This is a genomic window from Catellatospora paridis (assembly GCF_009720365.1).
Classification (GTDB): domain Bacteria; phylum Actinomycetota; class Actinomycetes; order Mycobacteriales; family Micromonosporaceae; genus Catellatospora; species Catellatospora paridis.
This window is the reverse complement of record NZ_WBZD01000020.1, coordinates 82,110-100,547: the sequence shown is the minus strand read 5'-3', so window position 1 is coordinate 100,547 and position 18,438 is coordinate 82,110. Positions and strand designations below refer to the sequence as shown.

Below are 18,438 nucleotides of genomic sequence, written 5' to 3'. Positions count from 1 at the left end.
GCGAGAGTGGGGCGTCGCGAGCAGCCGGGCCAGCTACAGGAGGCCAGACGTGACCACCGTCGCACCGCAGCCGATCGCGACCCGGCCCTACCCCGTGCGCAAGCAGGTCAAGGGTTCCGCGATCGCCCGCCTGCTGCGCACCACGGATGCGAAGCAGATCGGGATCATGTACATGGTCACCGCCTTCGTGTTCTTCCTGATCGGCGGTCTGATGGCGCTGCTCATGCGCGCCGAGCTGGCCGCGCCGGGCATGCAGTACCTCTCCCCGGAGCAGTACAACCAGCTGTTCACCATGCACGGCACGATCATGCTGCTGTTCTTCGCGACGCCGATCGTGTTCGCGTTCGCGAACTTCGTGGTGCCGATCCAGATCGGCGCGCCCGACGTGTCGTTCCCGCGACTGAACTCCTTCGCGTACTGGCTCTACCTGTTCGGCGCGAGCCTGGCGACCGCCGGGTTCATCACGCCGGGTGGCGCGGCCGACTTCGGCTGGTTCGCGTACGCGCCGCTGAATGACGCGATCAACTCGCCCGGCATCGGCGCGGACATGTGGATCGCCGGCCTGGTGCTGTCGGGTCTGGGCACCATCCTCGGCGCGGTCAACATGATCACGACGATCCTGACCCTGCGCGCGCCCGGCATGACGATGTTCCGCATGTCGATCATGACCTGGAACATCCTGGTCACCAGCCTGCTCGTGATCATGGTCTTCCCGCTGCTGGCCGCCGCGCTGCTGGCCCTGCTGGCCGACCGCCGCCTCGGCGCGCACGTGTTCGACCCCGCCACCGGCGGCCCCATGCTGTGGCAGCACCTCTTCTGGTTCTTCGGCCACCCTGAGGTGTACATCGTCGCGCTGCCGTTCTTCGGCATCATCTCCGAGGTCATCCCGGTCTTCAGCCGCAAGCCGATCTTCGGTTACACCGGTCTGGTCGCCGCGACCCTGCTGATCGCCGCCCTGTCGATGAGCGTGTGGGCGCACCACATGTTCGCCACCGGCCAGGTGCTGCTGCCGTTCTTCTCGTTCCTGAGCTTCCTGATCGCCGTGCCCACCGGTATGAAGTTCTTCAACTGGATCGGCACCATGTGGCGAGGGCAGATAACGTTCGAGACACCGATGCTGTTCGCCATCGGCTTCCTCGCGATCTTCCTCTTCGGCGGCCTGTCGGGCGTGCTGCTGGCCAGCCCGCCGATCGACTTCCACGTCTCGGACTCGTACTTCGTCGTCGCGCACTTCCACTACGTGCTCTTCGGCACCATCGTGTTCGCCGTGTACTCCGGCGTCTACTTCTGGTTCCCGAAGATGTTCGGCCGGATGCTCGACGAGAAGCTCGGCAAGGTGCACTTCTGGCTGACCGTGATCGGCTTCAACTGGACCTTCCTGGTGCAGCACTGGCTGGGCGCCGAGGGCATGCCCCGCCGGTACGCCGACTACCTGCCGTCGGACGGCTTCACGTTCCTGAACGCGTTCTCCACCGTCGGCGCGTTCATCCTGGGCGCGTCCACGCTGCCGTTCCTCTACAACGTGTGGAAGTCGTACCGCACCGGCCCGCTGGTGACCGTCGACGACCCGTGGGGCCACGGCAACTCGCTGGAGTGGGCGACGAGCTGCCCGCCGCCGCTGCGCAACTTCGACCGCATGCCCCGCATCCGCTCGGAGCGCCCCGCATTCGACGCCAAGTTCCCCCACCTGGCCATCTCCACCGGCACCAAGGCCCCCGTCATCGAGGCCCCCAGCTACTCCCACGGTCGCCACGGCGGCGACCACGAGGTCTGATCCTCACCCGACCCACCCAGGGGCCCGGTCCGCTTCCAGCGGCCCGGGCCCCTGCCTTTTGGGTTGATCATGAACTTATGGCCGTGTTCGGCGGCGTGTCGCTGCCACAACCTCATGATCAACAAAGTGGGCGGGCGGTGGGGCAGGATGGAGCCATGCCGGAAGGGGACACCGTCTGGAACACCGCCAAGGTGCTGCGGGACGGGCTGGAGGACGCGGAGCTGACCGGGTCGGACTTCCGCGTGCCGCACCTGGCCACCGTCGACCTGGCGGGTTACCGGGTGGCCGAGTCGCTGAGCCGGGGCAAGCACCTGCTGCTGCGGCTGGTATCGCCCCGGCACCGCGAGCTGACGTTGCACTCGCACCTGCGCATGGAGGGGGCCTGGCGGGTGTACGCCCCAGGCGAGCGCTGGGCGGGTCGGCCCGCGCATCTGATCCGGGTCGTGCTGCGCACCGAGAAATCCGTCGCCGTCGGATATCACCTGCACGACCTCCAACTCGTGCCGACCGCGCGGGAGCCGGAGCTGGTCGGCCACCTCGGCCCCGACCTGCTCGGGCCCGACTGGGATCCCGCGGAGGCGGTGCGGCGGCTGTCGGCCGCCCCCGCCCGCCCCGTCGCCGAGGCGCTGCTCGACCAGCGCAATCTCGCCGGGATCGGCAACCTCTACAAGTGCGAGCTGCTGTTCCTGCGCGGCGTGTGGCCGTGGACCCCGGTCGGCGACGTGCCCGACCTGCCCGGCATGGTGACGCTCGGCCAGCGGCTGCTGGCGGCCAACCGGGGCCGCTGGACCCAGTCCACCACCGGATCGCTGCACCGCGGCGAGACCAGCTACGTGTACGGCCGCCGCGCCCAGCCCTGCCGCCGCTGCAACGGCCCGATCGCCAAGAAGGACGGTGACGGCGAACGCATCACCTACTGGTGCCCGCGCTGCCAGCCCGCACCCGCCGACGCGGTGGGGAAGGGCACCTTCTACAACGCCTAGCGATGTACTGAGCAGCTGCTCATCTCGCTGACGCGATCCGACGGCGCCCTTCCTTTCGTCAGCGGTGGGTGGCGGGGGTGCGGGAGGTGTTCGCCGCGTCGAGTGTGGGCATGGTTGGCGCTGCGCCTGAGATGGCGGCGTCGGCGAGCAGGGAGCCCTCCCAGGCCGACTCCGCGTCCGCGCCGTCGGCCGCCGCCGTCGCGACGGGCTCGTCCGTGCGGACACCCGCGCCGGCCAGCCGCCAGAACGGGAGCGCGATCAGGACCAGCAGCACGCCGGCGGTGCCGGTGGCGGCGAACGCCCAGCCGGGGCCGTACCCGTCGATGATCGTCCCGGCGAACGGCGCGCCCGCGGCCACGCCGATCGTCAGCGCGGTGCCGTGCAGGCCCATCGCCTCGCCGCGGGCGGCCGACGGCACCCACTGGCTCATCGTGTCGATGGTGGCCGACAGCGACGGCGCGCACAGCACGCCCGCCGGGATCAGCGCGAGCAGCAGCCACCACCAGCCGCCGCCGACCAGGCCGAGCGGGATGGTCAGCGCGCTCATGACCCCGGCCAGCAGCAGCGGCGAGATGCTGCGGTGCAGTGCGCCGTAGACGAAGCCGCCGATCAGGGAGTAGCCGCACCACACGGCGATGACCAGGCCGATCCAGGTCTCCTGGCCGCTGCCCTTGAGCGTGGCGATCAGGGTCAGGTCGGTGGCGGTGAGCACGAACGTCAGCACCGCGGTGATCGACAGCAGCGCGAACAGGCGCGGCCGCAGCCACTGCCGGCGCGGCACCGCGGCCTGCGGGTTGGCCTGCTCCGCCGCGGAGCGGGTCGGCGGGTTGAGGGCGATCAGCGCCAGGCCCGCGCCGACCACGCCGATGCCGACGGCGTACATGGTGGGGCGGCTGCCGAAGGCGGTCACCGCGGCGACGGCGGCCGCGGGGGCGAGCATGTAGGACAGCTCGACCGCCATGGAGTCCAGGGCGAACCCGGGGCGGCGCTGGTCGGCCGGGATGAGCGCGGCGATGCACTGCCGGACCAGGCTGAACACGGGCAGGCCGAGCACGCCGGCGACCAGCGCACCGACCAGCAGGACGTGGTAGCTCAGCTGCGGGGCGATGCTCCAGAACAATGCCTGGGCCGCGGTGGTGACGATCAGCACCGGGCGCAGGCCGTGCCGGTCGAGCAGCCGTCCGGCCAGCGGGGAGCCGATCGCGGAGCCGAGGGTGGAGGCGGTGCCGACGAGACCGGCCTGGGCGTAGCCGAGGTGCATGGTGTTGACGACGTGCAGCGTCAGCACGATGCCTGCGGCGATGACCGGGACACGAGCCACCAACCCCACCAGCATCAGCGCGCGTACGCCGGGGAGTCCGAGGATCTTGCGGTAAGGCTCGATGGTCATTGCGGTCTTTACCTCCGCGCCCATCCTGCCCGAGCCCCCCGACGGCGCGTCAGTGATTAACGGTGGTCAACGGGGTTAGTTCCGTCACCGCGCCGGGGCGCGAAAAGGCGGCGGCCCGCCGGAACCCCGAGGTTCCGACGGGCCGCCCAGCCCTGCTGGATCAGGCAAGGCCGTTCTTGATCGCGGTGATGAGCTCACCGTTGGACGTGTCGCCGAACAGCTCCCAGAAGAACGCGCCGGCGAGGCTCTGGTTCTTGGCCCAGGTCATCTTGCCCTGGATGGTCGCCGGGGTGTCGTAGCTCCACCACTGCCCGTTCTTGAAGCAGTAGGCGGTGCCGCCGACGGTCCCGTTGGCCGGGCACGAGGTCTTGAGCACGTGGTAGTCCTCGTTGCCGGCCTCGTAGGTGCCCGGGGCCGCGCCGGTGGCCGAGCCGCCGGGGGCGGCCTGGGTGACACCGGTCCAGCCGCGGCCGTAGAAGCCGATGCCGATGAGCAGCTTGCTGGACGGAACGCCCTTGCTCTTCAGCTTGGCGATGGCCGCCTCGGTGCAGAAGCCCGCCTGCGGGATGCCGGCGTAGCAGTTCAGCGGCGAGTGCGGGGCGGTCGGGCCCGCCGCGGCGAACGCGCCGAAGAAGTCGTACGTCATCGGCATGTACCAGTCGACGTACTGCGCTGCCGCGGCGTAGTCGGTGGCGTCGATCTTGCCGCCGTTGCTGCCGTCCGCGGTGATCGCGGCGGTGACCAGGTTGCTCGCGCCGAAGCGGTTGCGCAGGGCCTGCATCACGTTGCGGAAGGCCAGCGGGCCGCTGCTGTCGCAGGACAGACCGCAGGCGTTCGGGTACTCCCAGTCGATGTCGATGCCGTCGAACACATCGGCCCAACGCGGGTCCTCGACCAGGTTGTAGCAGGAGTTGGCGAACGCGGTCGGGTTGGCCGCGGCCTGGGTGAAGCCGCCGGACCAGGTCCAGCCGCCGAACGACCACACGATCTTGATGTTCGGGAACTGCTTCTTCATCTTGCGCAGCTGGTTGAAGTTGCCGCGCAGCGCGCCCGCGTCCCAGGTGTCGGCGACGCCGTCCACGCTCTCGGCGGCGGAGTAGGCCCGGTCGTAGTCGGTGTACGAGTCACCGATCACGCACTGGCCGTTGGTCACGTTGCCGAACGCGTAGTTGATGTGCGTCAGCTTCGCGGCCGAGCCGCTGCTCACGATGTTCTTCACGTGGTAGGCGCGCTGGTACTGCGCCCAGTTCGTGAAGTAGCCGATGACCTTCTTGCCCGGGGTCGGGTTGGTCGGGCTGCTGGACGGGCTGGCCGGCGGCGACGTGCTCGGCGAGGTGCTGGGCCGGGCCGACGGCGAGGCGCTCGGGCTGGTGCCGGGTGTGGTCGGCACGACCGACGGGCTGGCGCCGGTGGCGCAGTTGGCGCCGTTGATGGTGCAGGCGGTCGGCTGGCCGGAGCCCGCCGTGACGAAGCCGAACGAGGCGGTGCCGCCGGCCGGGATGGAAGCGTTCCAGGTGCCGGTCGCGGTGCGGGTCTGGCCCGTGCCGGTCAGGTTGGCGTCCCAGAAGGAGCTGACGGTCGTGCCCGAGGGCAGCGTGAACACGAGGGTCCACGTGGCCGCCGCGCTGGTGCCGTTGGTGATCGTGTACTTGCCCTCGGCGCCGCTTCCCCAGTTGGAGGTCTGGGTGTAGGAGGCGGTGACGGTGCCGGCCGCGTTCGCCATGGTGACGGCGCCGATGGAACCGGCGACGACCATGGCTGCAGTGGCGGCTATCAGGCGGGCCCGTGTTCTGAGCATGGCTCTCCCTTAATGATTGACACCTATCCCCCCGATGCGGCCAAACATTAAGTTAACTTTCCTTAAAATGGAAGAGCGTTTACCTAAAACATCCTTTAAGGGCTTCTGAACAGGGATTTCAGCTCGCGTTGGCGATCTCCACACCGGACTCGCGGAGGGTCGCGAGGGCGAGCTTCGTCGATTCCGGAGCGACGCCGGCGGTCAGGTCGAGCAGCACCGTGGTCGCGAAGCCCTCGCGGGCCGCGTCCAGCGCGGTCGCCCGTACACAGTGGTCGGTGGCGATGCCCACCACGTCCACCTCGGTCACGTCGCGCATGCGCAGCCAGGCCGCCAGGCCGATGCCGCTGCTCTGCCCCTCGAACCCCGAGTACGCCGCGGCGTACTCGCCCTTGAGGAAGATCGCCTCGATCCGGTCGGTGTCCAGCGCGGGGTGGAACTGCTCGCCGAAGGTATCCGCGACACAGTGCACCGGCCAGCTGCTGGAGTAGTCCGGCGGGTTGCCGAAGTGCCCGCCCGGGTCCTGGTGGTGGTCCTTGGTGGCGACGATGTGGTCCCAGCGGCGCGGCGACGCGCCCTCGTCCTGGGCCAGGTGCGCCGACACCCCGACCGCCACCGCCGCCCCGCCCGCCACGGGCAGCGAGCCGCCCTCGCAGAAGTCGTTCTGCACGTCGACGATGATCAGTGCGCGGGCCATGGCCGCCTCCCCGGACAGTCAACGGTGGTGCCTTCCCACCGCTGCCCATGCTGCTCCGGTCAGCGCCGTCCCGCAACGATCACGTGGCGGTGGTCACCGTCACCGGCACCGCGGGGTCGCCCGCGGACAGCTTCAGGCCCTCCCACGGGATCGTGATCAGACAGTCCCGCAGGTGGGCGCGGCTGTCGGCCAGGGTGGGCAGGTCCGCGACGAACTCGCCGCCGCGCACGAACGGGCGCTGCAGCAGCCGGTCGCCGGGCTGCGCCGGGGGCGTGGCCTGCTGGGACAGCACGATCTCCTCGACCGCGGTCCCGGTCGGCTTGTGCCGGCGGTACGCCGTCTTGCGCCCGCCCACGGTCGCCTTGTTCTCGGAGCGCTTGACCACCGGGCGGCCGTCCACTTCGACCAGCTTGTAGACCAGGCCCGCGGTCGGCGCGCCGGAGCCGGTCACCACCGCGGTGCCCGCCCCGTACACGTCGACCGGCTCGGCGGCGAGCGCGGCGATGGCGTACTCGTCCAGGTCACCGCTGACGACGATCTTCACGTCGGGCGCGCCCAGCTCGTCGAGCAGCGCGCGCGACTGTGCGGCCAGCACCGACAGGTCGCCCGAGTCGATGCGTACCGCGCGCAGGCCGGGGCCGGCGACCGCGATCGCGTTGCGGATGCCCTGGCTGATGTCGTACGTGTCGACGAGCAGTGTGGTCTGCTCGCCCAGCGCCGCGACCTGCGAGGCGAACGCCGCCTTCTCGTCGTCGTGCAGCAGCGTGAAGGCGTGCGCGGCGGTGCCCGCGGTGGGGATGCCGTAGCGCAGGCCCGCGGCCAGGTTCGAGGTCGAGGCGAAACCGGCCAGGTAGGCGGCACGGGCGGCGGCCACCGCGGCCTCCTCGTGCGCCCGGCGCGAGCCCATCTCGATCAGCGGGCGGCCCCGGGCCGCGGTGACCATGCGGGCCGCGGCCGCGGCGATCGCGCAGTCGTGGTTGAGGACCGACAGGATCAGCGTCTCCAGCACCACGCACTCGGCGAACGTGCCGGACACCGTCAGCACGGGGGAGCCGGGGAAGAAGAGCTCGCCCTCGGCATATCCGTCGAGGTCGCCGCGGAAGCGGTAGTCGGCCAGCCAGGCCGCGGTCTGTTCGTCGACGACGCCCCGGTCGCGCAGGAAACCTACCTCGTCCGGGTGAAATCTGAACGCGGCGAGCTGCTCCAGCAGGCGGCCGGTGCCGGCGACCACGCCGTAGCGCCGACCCTGCGGCAACCGCCGGGCGAAGACCTCGAAAACGCTGCGGCGGTGGGCCGTGCCGTCGCGCAGCGCTGCGCTGATCATGGTCAGCTCGTAGTGGTCCGTCAGCAGACTCGGCGCCCCTGCATGCATCCCCACACCCTATGGCCTTGCCCGATCTTGCGGAGATGTCCCCCGTGACATGCGGGGGCGGGCCTGGCCGGGGACGGTTCGGGCAAGATCGCGACGACCGCGCCAGGACGGCACTTCTTCGTGCCTGTGTGTTGCCCGAATCAACTCGTAGGATGGGGGACGTGACCGCCGCCCCACAGACAGTTCCGGTTGATAAACCGGACATAGACGAAGCGTCGGAATTCGCCCGACCCTGGGTCACCATCGTGCACAACGATCCGGTGAACCTGATGAGCTACGTGACCTGGGTTTTCCAGCAGCTCTTCGGTTACAGCAGGGACAAGGCCGAACTGCTGATGCTCGACGTGCACCAGAAGGGCCGGGCCGTCGTGTCGGCGGGCGCCCGCGAGCGCATGGAGCACGACGCCAGCAGGCTGCATACGTACGGCCTGTGGGCCACGGTCGACAGACAGTGAGCGAGCGCGCATGACGATCTTCCGCAGAGTCGGCGCGGAATGCGTGGCGGACTTTCGCGAGGACGAGGTACGGGTACTGCGCAAGGTCGCCGAAGAGGTCGTAGGTCTGCTGACCGACGGCTTCGACCGCGAGGACCCCGTCGTCGGACGACTGTTCCCCGACGTGTACCCCGAGGACGTGAAGAACTCTGCCGAGTTCCGGCGCTTCACCGAGGGCGACCTGAAGACCGCGAAGATCGACCAGGCCGGCGCGGTGCTGGCCGGGCTGCCGGAGGCCGGCAAGGGCGAGGTGCGCCTGGACACCGAGTCCGCCGAGGCGTGGCTACGGGCGATCAACGACGCCCGGCTCGCGCTCGGCATCCGGCTGGAGCTGACCGACGACACGGTGGTGGAGTACGAGCTGGAGGAGGCCCTGGAGCAGGACGCCGGCTCGGCCCGCGTGTTCCAGCTCAGCGTCTACTCCTATCTCGGCTACCTGCAGGAGTCCCTCCTCGAAGCCGTCATCGGCGCCGACTTCCGGCGCTAGCGCGGCTGGGTTCGGCCGCCGACCGCACCCGCCAGGAGCGGAAGTCCGCGCAGCGGACGAGCGACCGGCGGGTAAGGGAGGCCTCCCGGGCCGAACCCCGCGCCCGCGGAGGCGGGCGCCAGCAGCTCAGTTCGGCCGCCGACCGCACCCGCCAGGAGTGGAAGTCCGCGCAGCGGACGAGCGACCGGCGGGTAAGGGAGGCCTCCCGGGCCGAACCCCGCGCCCGCGGAGGCGGGCGCCATGTAATGGCGCGGATCACAAGGCTGTAATGGCACGGATCACAAGGCTGTCGGTGGGTGGGGGAGGATCGGTAGGCTGGTCGCCGTGCTGACCATCCACAGGGAGATCATCGAGGCGATCGTCGCCCACGCCCGCCGGGACCACCCGGACGAGGCCTGCGGTGTCGTGGCCGGTCCCGTGGGTTCGGACGCTGCGGCGCGCCACATCCCGATGGAGAACGCGGAGCGTTCCACCACGTTCTACCGCTTCGACTCGACGGAGCAGCTGCGCGTGTGGCGGGAGATGGACGACCTCGACGAGGAGCCGGTGGTGATCTACCACTCGCACACGGCGACGGAGCCGTACCCCTCGCGTACCGACGTCTCCTACGCGGGCGAACCGAACGCCCACTACCTTCTCGTCTCGACCCGCGACCCGCAGACCGCGGAGATCCGCTCGTTCCGCATTCTGGACGGGCAGGTGTCCGAGGAGCCGGTCCAGCTCGTTGGTGAGAGTATGGACGCCATGCGGAGCTACGAGGAGAACGGCGACCCGCACGCCGTGCAGTCGTTCATGTTCGGGCAGAGCCCGGCGGCGGTGGACTACGAGTGTCGGCGCTGAGCTGATCTCGCCCTAGTCCCGACGACCGTCCGTTCGACTTTTTCTTCTTACAGGAGTTCTCTGCCATGGCCATCGACGTTCGCATCCCCACGATCCTGCGCTCCTACACCGGCGGCGCCAAGGCCGTCTCCAGCGCCGGGGAGAGCCTTGCCGAGCTGCTCACCAACCTCGACGGGGCATACCCGGGCCTGCGCGGCCGGCTGATCACGCCCGAGGGCGGCCTGCACCGCTTCGTGAACATCTACGTCAACGACGAGGACGTGCGCTTCCTCGGCTCGCTCGACGCCAAGATCAGCGACGGTGACACGGTCACCATCCTGCCGGCCGTCGCCGGTGGCGCCTTCGGCCTCGCCGCCGCGGCCGCCGTCCTCGGCCGCTGACCTTCCCCGCCGCGACGATCTCGCGCGTTTCGTGGTCCTGAGCGCCGGTGGGGCGTTCCCTCGGCCCGCCTCAGCGGCGGGCCGGTGGGACGACCCGCCGGCGCGGCCCTTTCCGGGCACCCGGCCGACGGCTCGTGTGTGATCGTGGCAGGCGACTCGCGCGAACGGAGCTGATGATGGCGCGTTTTGATTCACTGCTCGACGTCTGCGGGGACACGCCGCTGATCGGGCTGCCCCGGCTGAGCCCGGCCGTCCCGGAGGGCGCGCCGCCGGTGCGCCTGTGGGCGAAGCTGGAGGACCGCAACCCGACCGGCAGCGTCAAGGACCGGGCCGCCATGTACATGGTGCGCGCGGCCGAGGCTGACGGGCGACTGCGCCCCGGGGCCACGATCCTGGAGCCGACCAGCGGCAACACCGGCATCTCGCTGGCGATGGTGGCCAAGCTGCGGGGATACCGGCTGGTCTGCGTGATGCCCGAGAACGTCTCCACCGAGCGCATCCAGCTGCTGCGGATGTACGGCGCGGAGATCATCTTCTCGCCGGCGGCGGGCGGCTCGAACCAGGCGGTGGCCACGGCCAAGCAGATCTCGGCCGAGCACCCCGACTGGATCATGCTCTACCAGTACGGGAACGAGGCCAACGCCCGCGCCCACTTCGAGACCACCGGCCCCGAGCTGCTGCGCGACCTGCCCACGCTGACCCACTTCGTGGCCGGCCTGGGCACCACGGGCACGCTCATGGGCACCGGCCGCTACCTGCGGGAGAAGAACCCCGACATCCAGATCATCGCGGCGGAGCCCCGCTACGGCGAGCTGGTGTACGGCCTGCGCAACATCGACGAGGGCTACGTGCCCGAGCTGTACGACGCGTCGGTGCTGACCCGGCGGTTCTCCGTCGGCACCCGCGACGCGGTGCTGCGCACCCGGCAGCTCGTCGAGGTGGAGGGCCTGTTCGTGGGCTTCTCCACCGGTGCCGTCGCCCACGCCGCCCTCGCCGTGGCCCACGAGGCCGCCAAGAACGGCCGCGGCGCCGACGTGGCCTTCCTGGTCGCCGACGCCGGCTGGAAATACCTCTCCACCGGCGCCTACACCGGCACCCTCACCGACGCCGAAACCGCCCTCGAAGGCCAACTCTGGGCCTGACCCCCACCCGCACCACCGCGCTGATCATCGACTGAGCCCGACCGGTAACCCGGTCGGGCTCAGTCGTATGCCTGCACCGGCCCCCGGTCCGTGGCATTGATCATGAAGTTATGTCAACGACACGCCGCCGAACCTGCCCCTAAGTTCATGATCAACGCGGCGGGGCGGGGCGGGGCGGGGGTTAGAGGGTGGCGTAGGCGAGGGTGATGTTGGTGAGGAGGAGGGCGGTGGCGATGGTGAAGAGGATGAGGGGGAGGCGGTAGCGGTGGATCGCGGCGAAGCCCGCGGCGATCGCGGCCAGGCCGAGCACCCCGATGGTCAGGGCGGTGGGGGCGTACCAGATGGGCACGTCGAGGTTGACCGCCAGCGCGACGGCCAGGCGGCCGCCGGGGATCAGACCGAGGAAGCCCAGTGCCGCGGCCCAGACGCACAGGCCCAGCAACCGGCCGGTACGAGGGGACGGGTCGTCCTCGCCGGGCAGCCGGAATCGCGACGACACGGCGGTGCGCAGGCGGCCCGCGCCGTCCTGGTCGTCGGGAGCGGTGCGGGCCGACGGCATCACCGCGTGCTCGTCACTGGCAGTGCTCGGCGGGTTGCCGGGGGTGCCGGTCGGCACCGCGGTGGCGAGGACGCCGTCGCCGTCGCGCTCGGAGTTCGACTCAGTACGCACTGTGCTCGCCAATCCTCTGCCTGACCTGCCCGTTGATCGGGCCGTGCACTGAGTGCAACGGATGTTGGCGACCGTCCGTAACGGCAGGCCGATTACCGTGTCACGTTCGCGACACCTCGGAACGGACCGTTCCCCGGAAGGGGGGTTGGCCAAGTAGGCTGCGCAGCGTGACGGACGCGCCGATCGGCATCTTCGACTCGGGGGTCGGTGGGCTGACGGTGGCCCGGGCCATTCTCGACCAGTTGCCACATGAGCGGGTCGTCTACCTGGCCGACACCGCGCACATGCCCTACGGGCCGAAACCGATCGCGGACGTGCGCTCATACGCGCTGGACTGTCTGGACCGGCTCGTCGAGCGCGGCGTGAAGATGCTGGTCATCGCCTGCAACACGGCATCGGCGGCTTGCCTGCACGACGCGCGCGAGCGCTACGACGTTCCGGTGGTGGAGGTCATCCGGCCGGCGGTGCGGCGCGCCGTGGCCGCGACGCGCAACAGCAGGGTCGGTGTCATCGGCACCACGGCTACGATCAACTCAGGGGCATACCAGGACTCGTTCGCCGCCGCGCCGCACATCGCCGTGACCGCGGCCGCCTGCCCGCAGTTCGCGGGACTGGTGGAGCGCGGGGTGACGTCCGGCCGGGCGCTGCTCGGCCTGGCCAGCGCCTACCTGGAGCCGCTACAGCGGGCCCAGGTGGACACGCTGGTCCTGGGTTGCACGCACTATCCGCTGCTCACCGGTGTGATCAGCCTCGTGATGGGGGATCAGGTGACCCTGGTGTCGAGCGCGGACGAGACGGCACGCGACGTCTATCGCGTCCTCGTGGAGCGCGACCTGCTGCGTCCGGACGACGCCCCGGCTCCCGCCCACGAGCTGCTGTGCACCGGCGACCAGGAGATCTTCGACCGGCTGGCGAAGCGGTTCCTCGGATCCGCGCTGGACCCTGCGGGAGCGCGGGCATGAGTGAGCGAAGCGAACAGGCGCGCGAGCGCGCGATGAGACTGAGCATGGGGCGCTGTGACCTCGGATCTCATGCTGGAGCTGCGCGAAGCGGAGCTCCAGCATGAGATTGACTGTCCTGGGCTGCGCGGGCAGCTTTCCCGGGCCGGAGTCGGCCTGCTCGGCATACCTGGTGGAGGCGGACGGCTTCCGGCTGCTGGTGGACTTCGGCGCCGGCTCGCTGTCGGCGCTGCAGCGCTACGCGAGCCTGAAGTCGGTCGACGCGATCCTGCTCAGCCACCTGCACTGCGACCACATGCTCGACGCCTGCTCATACGTGGTGGTGCGCCGCTACGCCCCGGACGGCCCTTACCCGCCCATCCCGGTGTACGCGCCGGCGGGCGCGCCGGAGCGCATCGCGACGGCGTACAGCCTCGACGAGGGTCCGCTGGACGACGTCTACACGTTCTACGCGCTGCAGCCGGGCAGCTTCCCGATCGGACCGTTCCAGGTCAGCGTGGACCGGGTCAACCACCCGGTGGAGACGTACGGCGTGCGCCTGGAGCACGACGGGCGGGTGCTGGCGTACTCGGGCGACACGGCGCCGTGCGACGCGCTGCTGCGGCTGGCCCAGGGCGCGGACCTGTTCCTGTGCGAGGCGAGTTACCTCGACGGCGTGGACAACCCGCCGGACCTGCACCTGACCGGCGGCGAGGCGGGTGAGATCGCCACCAAGGCGGGGGTGCGCCGGTTGCTGCTGACGCATCTGGTGACCGCGTGGGGCTCGGAGGCCGAGACGCTGAACAACGCGGCCGCCACGTTCGCCGGACCCGTCGAGATCGTCCGCCCCGGTGCCCGGTACGAAGTTTGACCCCATAGGGTGGGCGCATGAGCGAGCGCAGCGAGCGAATCATGGAGCCGCGTCCATGCTGGCGACGAGCGCAGCGAGGAGTCGGCATGAGCGAGCGCAGCGAGCGAATCATGGGGTCCGGCGCTGCCGGTGACGAGCGTAGCGAGGAACTGGCATGACCAGACCTGACGGCCGTGCGGCCGACCAGCTCCGCCCGGTCACGTTGACCCGGAACTGGAGCATGCATCCCGAGGGCTCCGTGCTCGTGGAGTTCGGCAACACCCGCGTGCTGTGCACGGCGAGCGTGACCGAGGGCGTGCCGCGCTGGCGCAAGGGCACCGGCCAGGGCTGGGTCACCGCCGAGTACGCCATGCTGCCGCGCGCCACGACGACCCGGTCCGACCGGGAAAGCGTCAAGGGCAAGGTCGGCGGGCGTACGCACGAGATCTCCCGCCTGATCGGCCGCGCGCTGCGGGCCTGCGTCAACCTGAAGGCGCTGGGCGAGAACTCCATCGTCATCGACTGCGACGTGCTGCAGGCCGACGGCGGCACCCGCACCGCCGCGATCACCGGCTCGTACGTGGCCCTGCACGACGCGGTGAGCTGGCTGGCCGCCAAGAACATGCTCACCCGCAAGCAGACCGTCGAGACCACGCTGCACCGCTCGATCGCCGCGGTCAGCGTCGGCATCGTCGCCGGTGAGCCGCGGCTGGACCTGTGCTACGAAGAGGACGTGACGGCCGCCGTCGACATGAACGTGGTCTGCACCGGCACCGGCGACTTCGTCGAGGTGCAGGGCACGGGCGAGGACGGCGTCTTCGACCGCAAGCAGCTCAACGCGCTGCTCGACCTGGGCGTGGCGGGCTGCGAGACGCTGACCACGCTGCAGCGCACCACGCTGGGCCTGCCCACGCTGGACGCGGCCGGTCTGCTGGAGGTGTTCCGCCGGTGAAGCTCCTGCTCGCCACGCGCAACGTCAAGAAGCTCGACGAGCTGCGCCGCATCCTGGCCGGCTCGCCGGAGCTGCTCAAGGTCGAGCTGGTCGGCCTCGACGACGTCCCGCCGTATGTCGAGGTCCCCGAGACCGGGCTGACCTTCGCGGAGAACGCCCTGCTCAAGGCGCGCGAGGGGGCCAAGCACACGGGCCTGCCCACGGTCGCCGACGACTCGGGCCTCGCCGTCGACGCGCTCAACGGCATGCCGGGCGTCTTCAGCGCCCGCTGGTCCGGCCGGCACGGCGACGACCGGGCCAACCTGGACCTGGTGCTGGCGCAGATCGGCGACGTGCCCGACGAGCACCGCGGCGCGGCGTTCGTCTGCGCGGCGGCCCTGGTCCTCCCGGGCGGCGGCACCTCGACCAACGGCCGTGAGCACCTGGTCAGCGGCAAGATGACGGGTCGCCTGCTGCGCGCCCCGCGCGGCGAGGGCGGCTTCGGCTACGACCCCATCTTCGTCGCCGAAGGCCACACCCGCACCACCGCCGAACTCGAACCCGCCGAGAAGGACGCCATCAGCCACCGTGGCAAGGCCTTCCGCGCCCTCGCCGCCGTCATCGCCAAAAACCTCGCCTGACCCACCGCCCCGCCCCCTCCGGCGCGGCGATCTTGCGGGGACTGCGGGTACGACACACTCGAACCGGGCATATCCGTAACAGTACGTGCAAGATCGTCGCGATCATGAGGAGCGGGGCGTGGCGGAGCGGGAGTTGCGGGCGCGGGTGTGCGTCGTGGGGAGTGGGCCGGCGGGGTTGATGCTGGCGTTCTTGCTGGCGCGGCAGGGGATCGAGGTCGTGCTGCTGGAGAAGCACGCCGACTTCTTTCGGGACTTCCGTGGGGACACCATCCATCCGTCCACCCTGGACGTGCTCGACGAACTCGGACTGGGCGACGCGATCGCGCAGCTGCCGGGACGCCGCGAGCCGGGCGTGACGGTCTCGTTCGACGACGGCACGTACCAGGTCGGCGACTTCACCCGGCTGCGCAAGCCGCACAACTACCTGCTGATCCTGCCGCAGTGGGACTTCCTGGACCTGATCGCCGCCGAGGCCGCGAAGCTGCCCGGGTTCACGCTGCTGCGCTCCACCGAGGCGGTGGACGTGCTGCGGGACGAGACCGGGCGGGTCACCGGCGTCGCCGCGGTCGGTCCGGACGGGGCGGCGGTGCGGGTGCACGCCGAGCTGACGGTGGCGTGCGACGGGCGGTCCTCGGTGATCCGCGACAGGCTGGGGCTGGTGCCGGTGGACTTCGGCGCGCCGATGGACGTGCTGTGGTTCCGGATCTCACGGGAGCCGGCCGATCCGGCGGGGCTGCTCGGCCGGGTCGGGCCGGGGGCGATGCTGGTCATGATCGACCGGCACGACTACTACCAGTGCGGGTACGTCATCCCGAAGGGCGGCTACGCACGGCTGCAGGCGGAGGGTCTGGACGGCTTCCGGCGGCGGGTCGCCGGGCTCGCCCCCATGGTGGCGAGCCGGGTCGGCGAGATCGCCTCGTGGGACCAGTTGCACCTGCTGACCGTGCAGGTCAACCGGCTGGAGAAGTGGCACGTGCCGGGCGCGCTGTGCATCGGCGACGCCGCCCACGCGATGAGCCCGGTGGGCGGGGTCGGGATCAACCTCGCGGTGCAGGACGCGGTCGCCGCGGCCCGGCTGCTCGGGCCGAAACTCAAGGCGGGACGGCTGCATACCGAGGACCTGGACCTGGTACGCAAGCGCCGCATGTTCCCGACCCGGGTGACCCAGCGGGCGCAGCGGGTCGCGCAGAGCCGCCTGGTCGGCGCGGTGCTGCGCGCTGATGCCCCGATCAAGGCCCCCGGCGTGCTGAAACTCTTCCAGCGCTTCCCCGCCCTGCAGGCCGTCCCGGCCCGCCTGGTCGGCCGCGGCATCCGCCCCGAACACATCTCCTGACCCCACCCGCCCTGGGCCAGGCCCGCCGCCCTCCCGCGTTGATCATGAACTTATGGCACGGCTCGACGGCGTGTCACCGGCATAACTTCATGATCAACTACTGGGTGAGCGGCCGCGCCGTGCCGTGGTTCGGCGCGGCGCGGCGTTGGCGGGGTCAGGCGAGGGGGCCTACCTCGGTTTCGATGGCGTCGAGGAGGTCGGGGCCGGAGACGACGGCGCGGACCTGCTCCAGGATCGGGGCCATGAAGACGTCCGGGCCGGGCAGGCCGATGACGGGCGTGAGCTGCGCGATGGCGACTCGGCCCGCGGGCGACGGGGTCAGCGGCGCGCGCAGCTGCAGACCGCGTACCGCGGCCAGCAGTTCCACCGCGAGCAGGCTGGTCAGGTTGTCCAGGACCGTGCGCAGCTTCTTTGCCGCGGCCCAGCCCATGCTGACGTGGTCCTCCTGCATGCCCGACGTCGGGATGGTGTCGACGCTGGCGGGTGAGGCCAGCCGGCGGTTCTCGGCCACGATGCCCGCCGCGGTGTACTGCGCGATCATCAGGCCGGAGTTGACGCCCGCGTCGGGGCTGAGGAACGGCGGCAGGTCCCGCGAGCGGGTCATGTCGAGCAGCCGGTCGACCCGGCGCTCGCTGATCGAGCCGATCTCGGCGGCGGCGATGGCCAGGAAGTCCGCGGCGAAGCCGAGCGGTGCGCCGTGGAAGTTGCCGGTCGACTCGACCCGGCCGTCGGGCAGCACCACCGGGTTGTCGGCGAGGCTGATCAGTTCCCGGGCGGCGACGGTGCGGGCGAACTCCAGGGTGTCGCGGGCCGCGCCGGCGACCTGCGGGGCGCAGCGCATCGAGTACGCGTCCTGCACCGCGTGCTCGTGGTCGTCCCGGTGGCTGTCCATGATCGACGACTGCTGGAGCAGCTTGTACATGTTGGCGGCGCTCGCGCCCTGGCCCGGGTGCGGGCGGATCTCGTGGATCGACGGATGGAACGGCCGGTCGGTGCCGAGCATGGCCTCGATCGACAGCGCCGCGGTCACGTCGGCCATGGTGCACAGGTGGCCCAGGTCGTCGCAGGCCAGCAGCAGCATGGCGAGCATGCCGTCGGTGCCGTTGATCAGCGCCAGGCCCTCCTTGGAGCTGAGCGAGATCCCGGTGAGCCCGGCGGCGTGCAGGGCGTCCTCGGCGGATACGCGTGCGCCGTCCTTGCCGAGCACCCAGCCCTCGCCCATCAGCACCAGCGCGCAGTGCGCCAGCGGGGCCAGGTCGCCGGACGCGCCGAGCGAGCCGTGCTCGGGCACCCACGGGGTGATGTCGTGGTTGAGCAGGTCGACGAGGGCCTGGGCGACGAGCGGGCGTACGCCGGAGTGGCCGAGCGCCAGCGAGCGGACCCGCAGCAGCATCATGGCCCGGACCACCTCGCGCGGCATGGGCGCGCCGATGCCGGCGGCGTGCGAGCGGATCAGCGAGTGCTGGAGCTCGGCGCGCCGCTCGGGGGCGATGAAGGTGTTGGCCAGGGCACCGAAGCCGGTGGAGACGCCGTACACGGGGCGGCCGTCGCGCTCGATGTCATCGACGATGGCGCGGCTGGCCTGCATCGCGGCGACGGCGGCGTCGCTGATGGCGACCTGCGCGTCGGCGCGGGCCACGGCAGCGACGGCGCTCGGGGCGATGCCGGTGGGTTCGACGATGACGGTCATGAGAGCACTCCCTTGTGCGGAGATTCCGGAT

19 protein-coding genes are annotated in these 18,438 nt (G+C 70.8%); 13 read left to right on the top strand and 6 right to left on the bottom strand.

The genetic code is table 11. From position 1 onward, the window contains the following. The first annotated feature begins 49 nt into the window (after positions 1-49). Both ctaD and F9C41_RS33050 read left to right on the top strand, forming a co-directional pair. Positions 50-1,774, top strand: coding sequence for an aa3-type cytochrome oxidase subunit I (gene ctaD / locus F9C41_RS33055; protein WP_120316759.1), 1,725 nt, complete (start codon positions 50-52; stop codon positions 1,772-1,774). Between the two features lie 155 nt (positions 1,775-1,929). Beyond that, complete coding sequence (locus F9C41_RS33050; protein ID WP_155390773.1) at positions 1,930-2,757, top strand: DNA-formamidopyrimidine glycosylase family protein; 828 nt, start codon at positions 1,930-1,932, stop codon at positions 2,755-2,757. Positions 2,758-2,815: 58 nt separating this feature from the next. Here the strand turns inward: F9C41_RS33050 and F9C41_RS33045 are convergent, their stop codons facing one another. The 4 genes from F9C41_RS33045 to F9C41_RS33030 all read right to left on the bottom strand — a co-directional run bounded on the left by F9C41_RS33045 (position 2,816) and on the right by F9C41_RS33030 (position 8,011). After that, the gene (locus F9C41_RS33045; protein ID WP_407924759.1) at positions 2,816-4,171 is read right to left on the bottom strand and encodes an MFS transporter; all 1,356 of its coding nucleotides are present in this window, start codon (positions 4,169-4,171) and stop codon (positions 2,816-2,818) included. Between the two features lie 136 nt (positions 4,172-4,307). Next, positions 4,308-5,945: a glycosyl hydrolase family 18 protein gene (locus tag F9C41_RS33040; RefSeq protein ID WP_155390771.1), complete on the bottom strand. Its 1,638-nt coding sequence runs from the start codon at positions 5,943-5,945 to the stop codon at positions 4,308-4,310. Between the two features lie 118 nt (positions 5,946-6,063). Further along, positions 6,064-6,639: an isochorismatase family protein gene (locus F9C41_RS33035; protein ID WP_155390770.1), complete on the bottom strand. Its 576-nt coding sequence runs from the start codon at positions 6,637-6,639 to the stop codon at positions 6,064-6,066. A 79-nt stretch (positions 6,640-6,718) separates the two neighbouring features. Then, positions 6,719-8,011, bottom strand: coding sequence for a nicotinate phosphoribosyltransferase (locus tag F9C41_RS33030; RefSeq protein ID WP_155390769.1), 1,293 nt, complete (start codon positions 8,009-8,011; stop codon positions 6,719-6,721). Positions 8,012-8,163: 152 nt separating this feature from the next. Between F9C41_RS33030 and clpS the strand changes: the two genes are divergently transcribed. From clpS to F9C41_RS33005, 5 genes are all read left to right on the top strand, one after another. Then, positions 8,164-8,466, top strand: a complete 303-nt coding sequence (gene clpS / locus F9C41_RS33025) for an ATP-dependent Clp protease adapter ClpS (RefSeq protein ID WP_120316753.1) — start codon at positions 8,164-8,166, stop codon at positions 8,464-8,466. Positions 8,467-8,476: 10 nt separating this feature from the next. After that, positions 8,477-8,992 carry a DUF2017 domain-containing protein gene (locus F9C41_RS33020; RefSeq protein WP_155369709.1) on the top strand — a complete coding sequence of 172 codons (516 nt, stop codon included), beginning with the start codon at positions 8,477-8,479 and terminating at the stop codon, positions 8,990-8,992. 324 nt (positions 8,993-9,316) lie between these two features. Then, a complete protein-coding gene (locus F9C41_RS33015; RefSeq protein WP_155390768.1) occupies positions 9,317-9,832 on the top strand; it encodes a M67 family metallopeptidase in 516 nt (171 codons plus the stop codon). 65 nt (positions 9,833-9,897) lie between these two features. After that, positions 9,898-10,212 carry a MoaD/ThiS family protein gene (locus F9C41_RS33010; protein ID WP_155390767.1) on the top strand — a complete coding sequence of 105 codons (315 nt, stop codon included), beginning with the start codon at positions 9,898-9,900 and terminating at the stop codon, positions 10,210-10,212. A 176-nt stretch (positions 10,213-10,388) separates the two neighbouring features. Beyond that, positions 10,389-11,354 carry a PLP-dependent cysteine synthase family protein gene (locus tag F9C41_RS33005; RefSeq protein ID WP_155390766.1) on the top strand — a complete coding sequence of 322 codons (966 nt, stop codon included), beginning with the start codon at positions 10,389-10,391 and terminating at the stop codon, positions 11,352-11,354. Between the two features lie 181 nt (positions 11,355-11,535). Here F9C41_RS33005 and F9C41_RS33000 read toward each other — a convergent pair whose 3' ends face one another. Further along, a complete protein-coding gene (locus tag F9C41_RS33000; protein ID WP_155390765.1) occupies positions 11,536-12,024 on the bottom strand; it encodes a hypothetical protein in 489 nt (162 codons plus the stop codon). A gap of 167 nt (positions 12,025-12,191) precedes the next feature. On the opposite strand from F9C41_RS33000, the gene murI reads away from it, so the two are divergent. The 6 genes from murI to F9C41_RS32970 all read left to right on the top strand — a co-directional run bounded on the left by murI (position 12,192) and on the right by F9C41_RS32970 (position 16,717). After that, complete coding sequence (gene murI, locus F9C41_RS32995) at positions 12,192-12,986, top strand: glutamate racemase (RefSeq protein ID WP_155390764.1); 795 nt, start codon at positions 12,192-12,194, stop codon at positions 12,984-12,986. Between the two features lie 100 nt (positions 12,987-13,086). After that, positions 13,087-13,833 carry an MBL fold metallo-hydrolase gene (locus tag F9C41_RS32990; protein WP_155390763.1) on the top strand — a complete coding sequence of 249 codons (747 nt, stop codon included), beginning with the start codon at positions 13,087-13,089 and terminating at the stop codon, positions 13,831-13,833. A 17-nt stretch (positions 13,834-13,850) separates the two neighbouring features. After that, the gene (locus F9C41_RS32985) at positions 13,851-13,991 is read left to right on the top strand and encodes a hypothetical protein (protein WP_155390762.1); all 141 of its coding nucleotides are present in this window, start codon (positions 13,851-13,853) and stop codon (positions 13,989-13,991) included. Then, the gene (rph, locus tag F9C41_RS32980) at positions 13,988-14,764 is read left to right on the top strand and encodes a ribonuclease PH (RefSeq protein ID WP_155390761.1); all 777 of its coding nucleotides are present in this window, start codon (positions 13,988-13,990) and stop codon (positions 14,762-14,764) included. The genes F9C41_RS32985 and rph overlap by 4 nt, the downstream gene beginning before the upstream one ends. Continuing rightward, complete coding sequence (gene rdgB / locus F9C41_RS32975; protein ID WP_155390760.1) at positions 14,761-15,384, top strand: RdgB/HAM1 family non-canonical purine NTP pyrophosphatase; 624 nt, start codon at positions 14,761-14,763, stop codon at positions 15,382-15,384. Before rph ends, rdgB begins: the two co-directional genes overlap by 4 nt. Positions 15,385-15,517: 133 nt before the next feature. Next, positions 15,518-16,717 carry an FAD-dependent oxidoreductase gene (locus F9C41_RS32970; RefSeq protein ID WP_155390934.1) on the top strand — a complete coding sequence of 400 codons (1,200 nt, stop codon included), beginning with the start codon at positions 15,518-15,520 and terminating at the stop codon, positions 16,715-16,717. Positions 16,718-16,871: 154 nt separating this feature from the next. Here F9C41_RS32970 and hutH read toward each other — a convergent pair whose 3' ends face one another. Then, positions 16,872-18,407, bottom strand: a complete 1,536-nt coding sequence (gene hutH, locus F9C41_RS32965; protein ID WP_155390759.1) for a histidine ammonia-lyase — start codon at positions 18,405-18,407, stop codon at positions 16,872-16,874. Positions 18,408-18,438: the final 31 nt, after the last annotated feature.

What these genes read in the sequence shown, in the direction of transcription:
- F9C41_RS33050 (WP_155390773.1), top strand. Translation starts at nt 1,930, where the DNA reads ATGCCGGAAGGGGACACCGTCTGGAACACCGCCAAGGTGCTGCGGGAC.
- F9C41_RS33045 (WP_407924759.1), bottom strand. Translation starts at nt 4,171, where the DNA reads ATGGGCGCGGAGGTAAAGACCGCAATGACCATCGAGCCTTACCGCAAG.
- F9C41_RS33040 (WP_155390771.1), bottom strand. Translation starts at nt 5,945, where the DNA reads ATGCTCAGAACACGGGCCCGCCTGATAGCCGCCACTGCAGCCATGGTC.
- F9C41_RS33035 (WP_155390770.1), bottom strand. Translation starts at nt 6,639, where the DNA reads ATGGCCCGCGCACTGATCATCGTCGACGTGCAGAACGACTTCTGCGAG.
- F9C41_RS33030 (WP_155390769.1), bottom strand. Translation starts at nt 8,011, where the DNA reads ATGCATGCAGGGGCGCCGAGTCTGCTGACGGACCACTACGAGCTGACC.
- clpS (WP_120316753.1), top strand. Translation starts at nt 8,164, where the DNA reads ATGGGGGACGTGACCGCCGCCCCACAGACAGTTCCGGTTGATAAACCG.
- F9C41_RS33020 (WP_155369709.1), top strand. Translation starts at nt 8,477, where the DNA reads ATGACGATCTTCCGCAGAGTCGGCGCGGAATGCGTGGCGGACTTTCGC.
- F9C41_RS33010 (WP_155390767.1), top strand. Translation starts at nt 9,898, where the DNA reads ATGGCCATCGACGTTCGCATCCCCACGATCCTGCGCTCCTACACCGGC.
- F9C41_RS33005 (WP_155390766.1), top strand. Translation starts at nt 10,389, where the DNA reads ATGGCGCGTTTTGATTCACTGCTCGACGTCTGCGGGGACACGCCGCTG.
- F9C41_RS32990 (WP_155390763.1), top strand. Translation starts at nt 13,087, where the DNA reads ATGAGATTGACTGTCCTGGGCTGCGCGGGCAGCTTTCCCGGGCCGGAG.
- F9C41_RS32985 (WP_155390762.1), top strand. Translation starts at nt 13,851, where the DNA reads ATGAGCGAGCGCAGCGAGCGAATCATGGAGCCGCGTCCATGCTGGCGA.
- rph (WP_155390761.1), top strand. Translation starts at nt 13,988, where the DNA reads ATGACCAGACCTGACGGCCGTGCGGCCGACCAGCTCCGCCCGGTCACG.
- hutH (WP_155390759.1), bottom strand. Translation starts at nt 18,407, where the DNA reads ATGACCGTCATCGTCGAACCCACCGGCATCGCCCCGAGCGCCGTCGCT.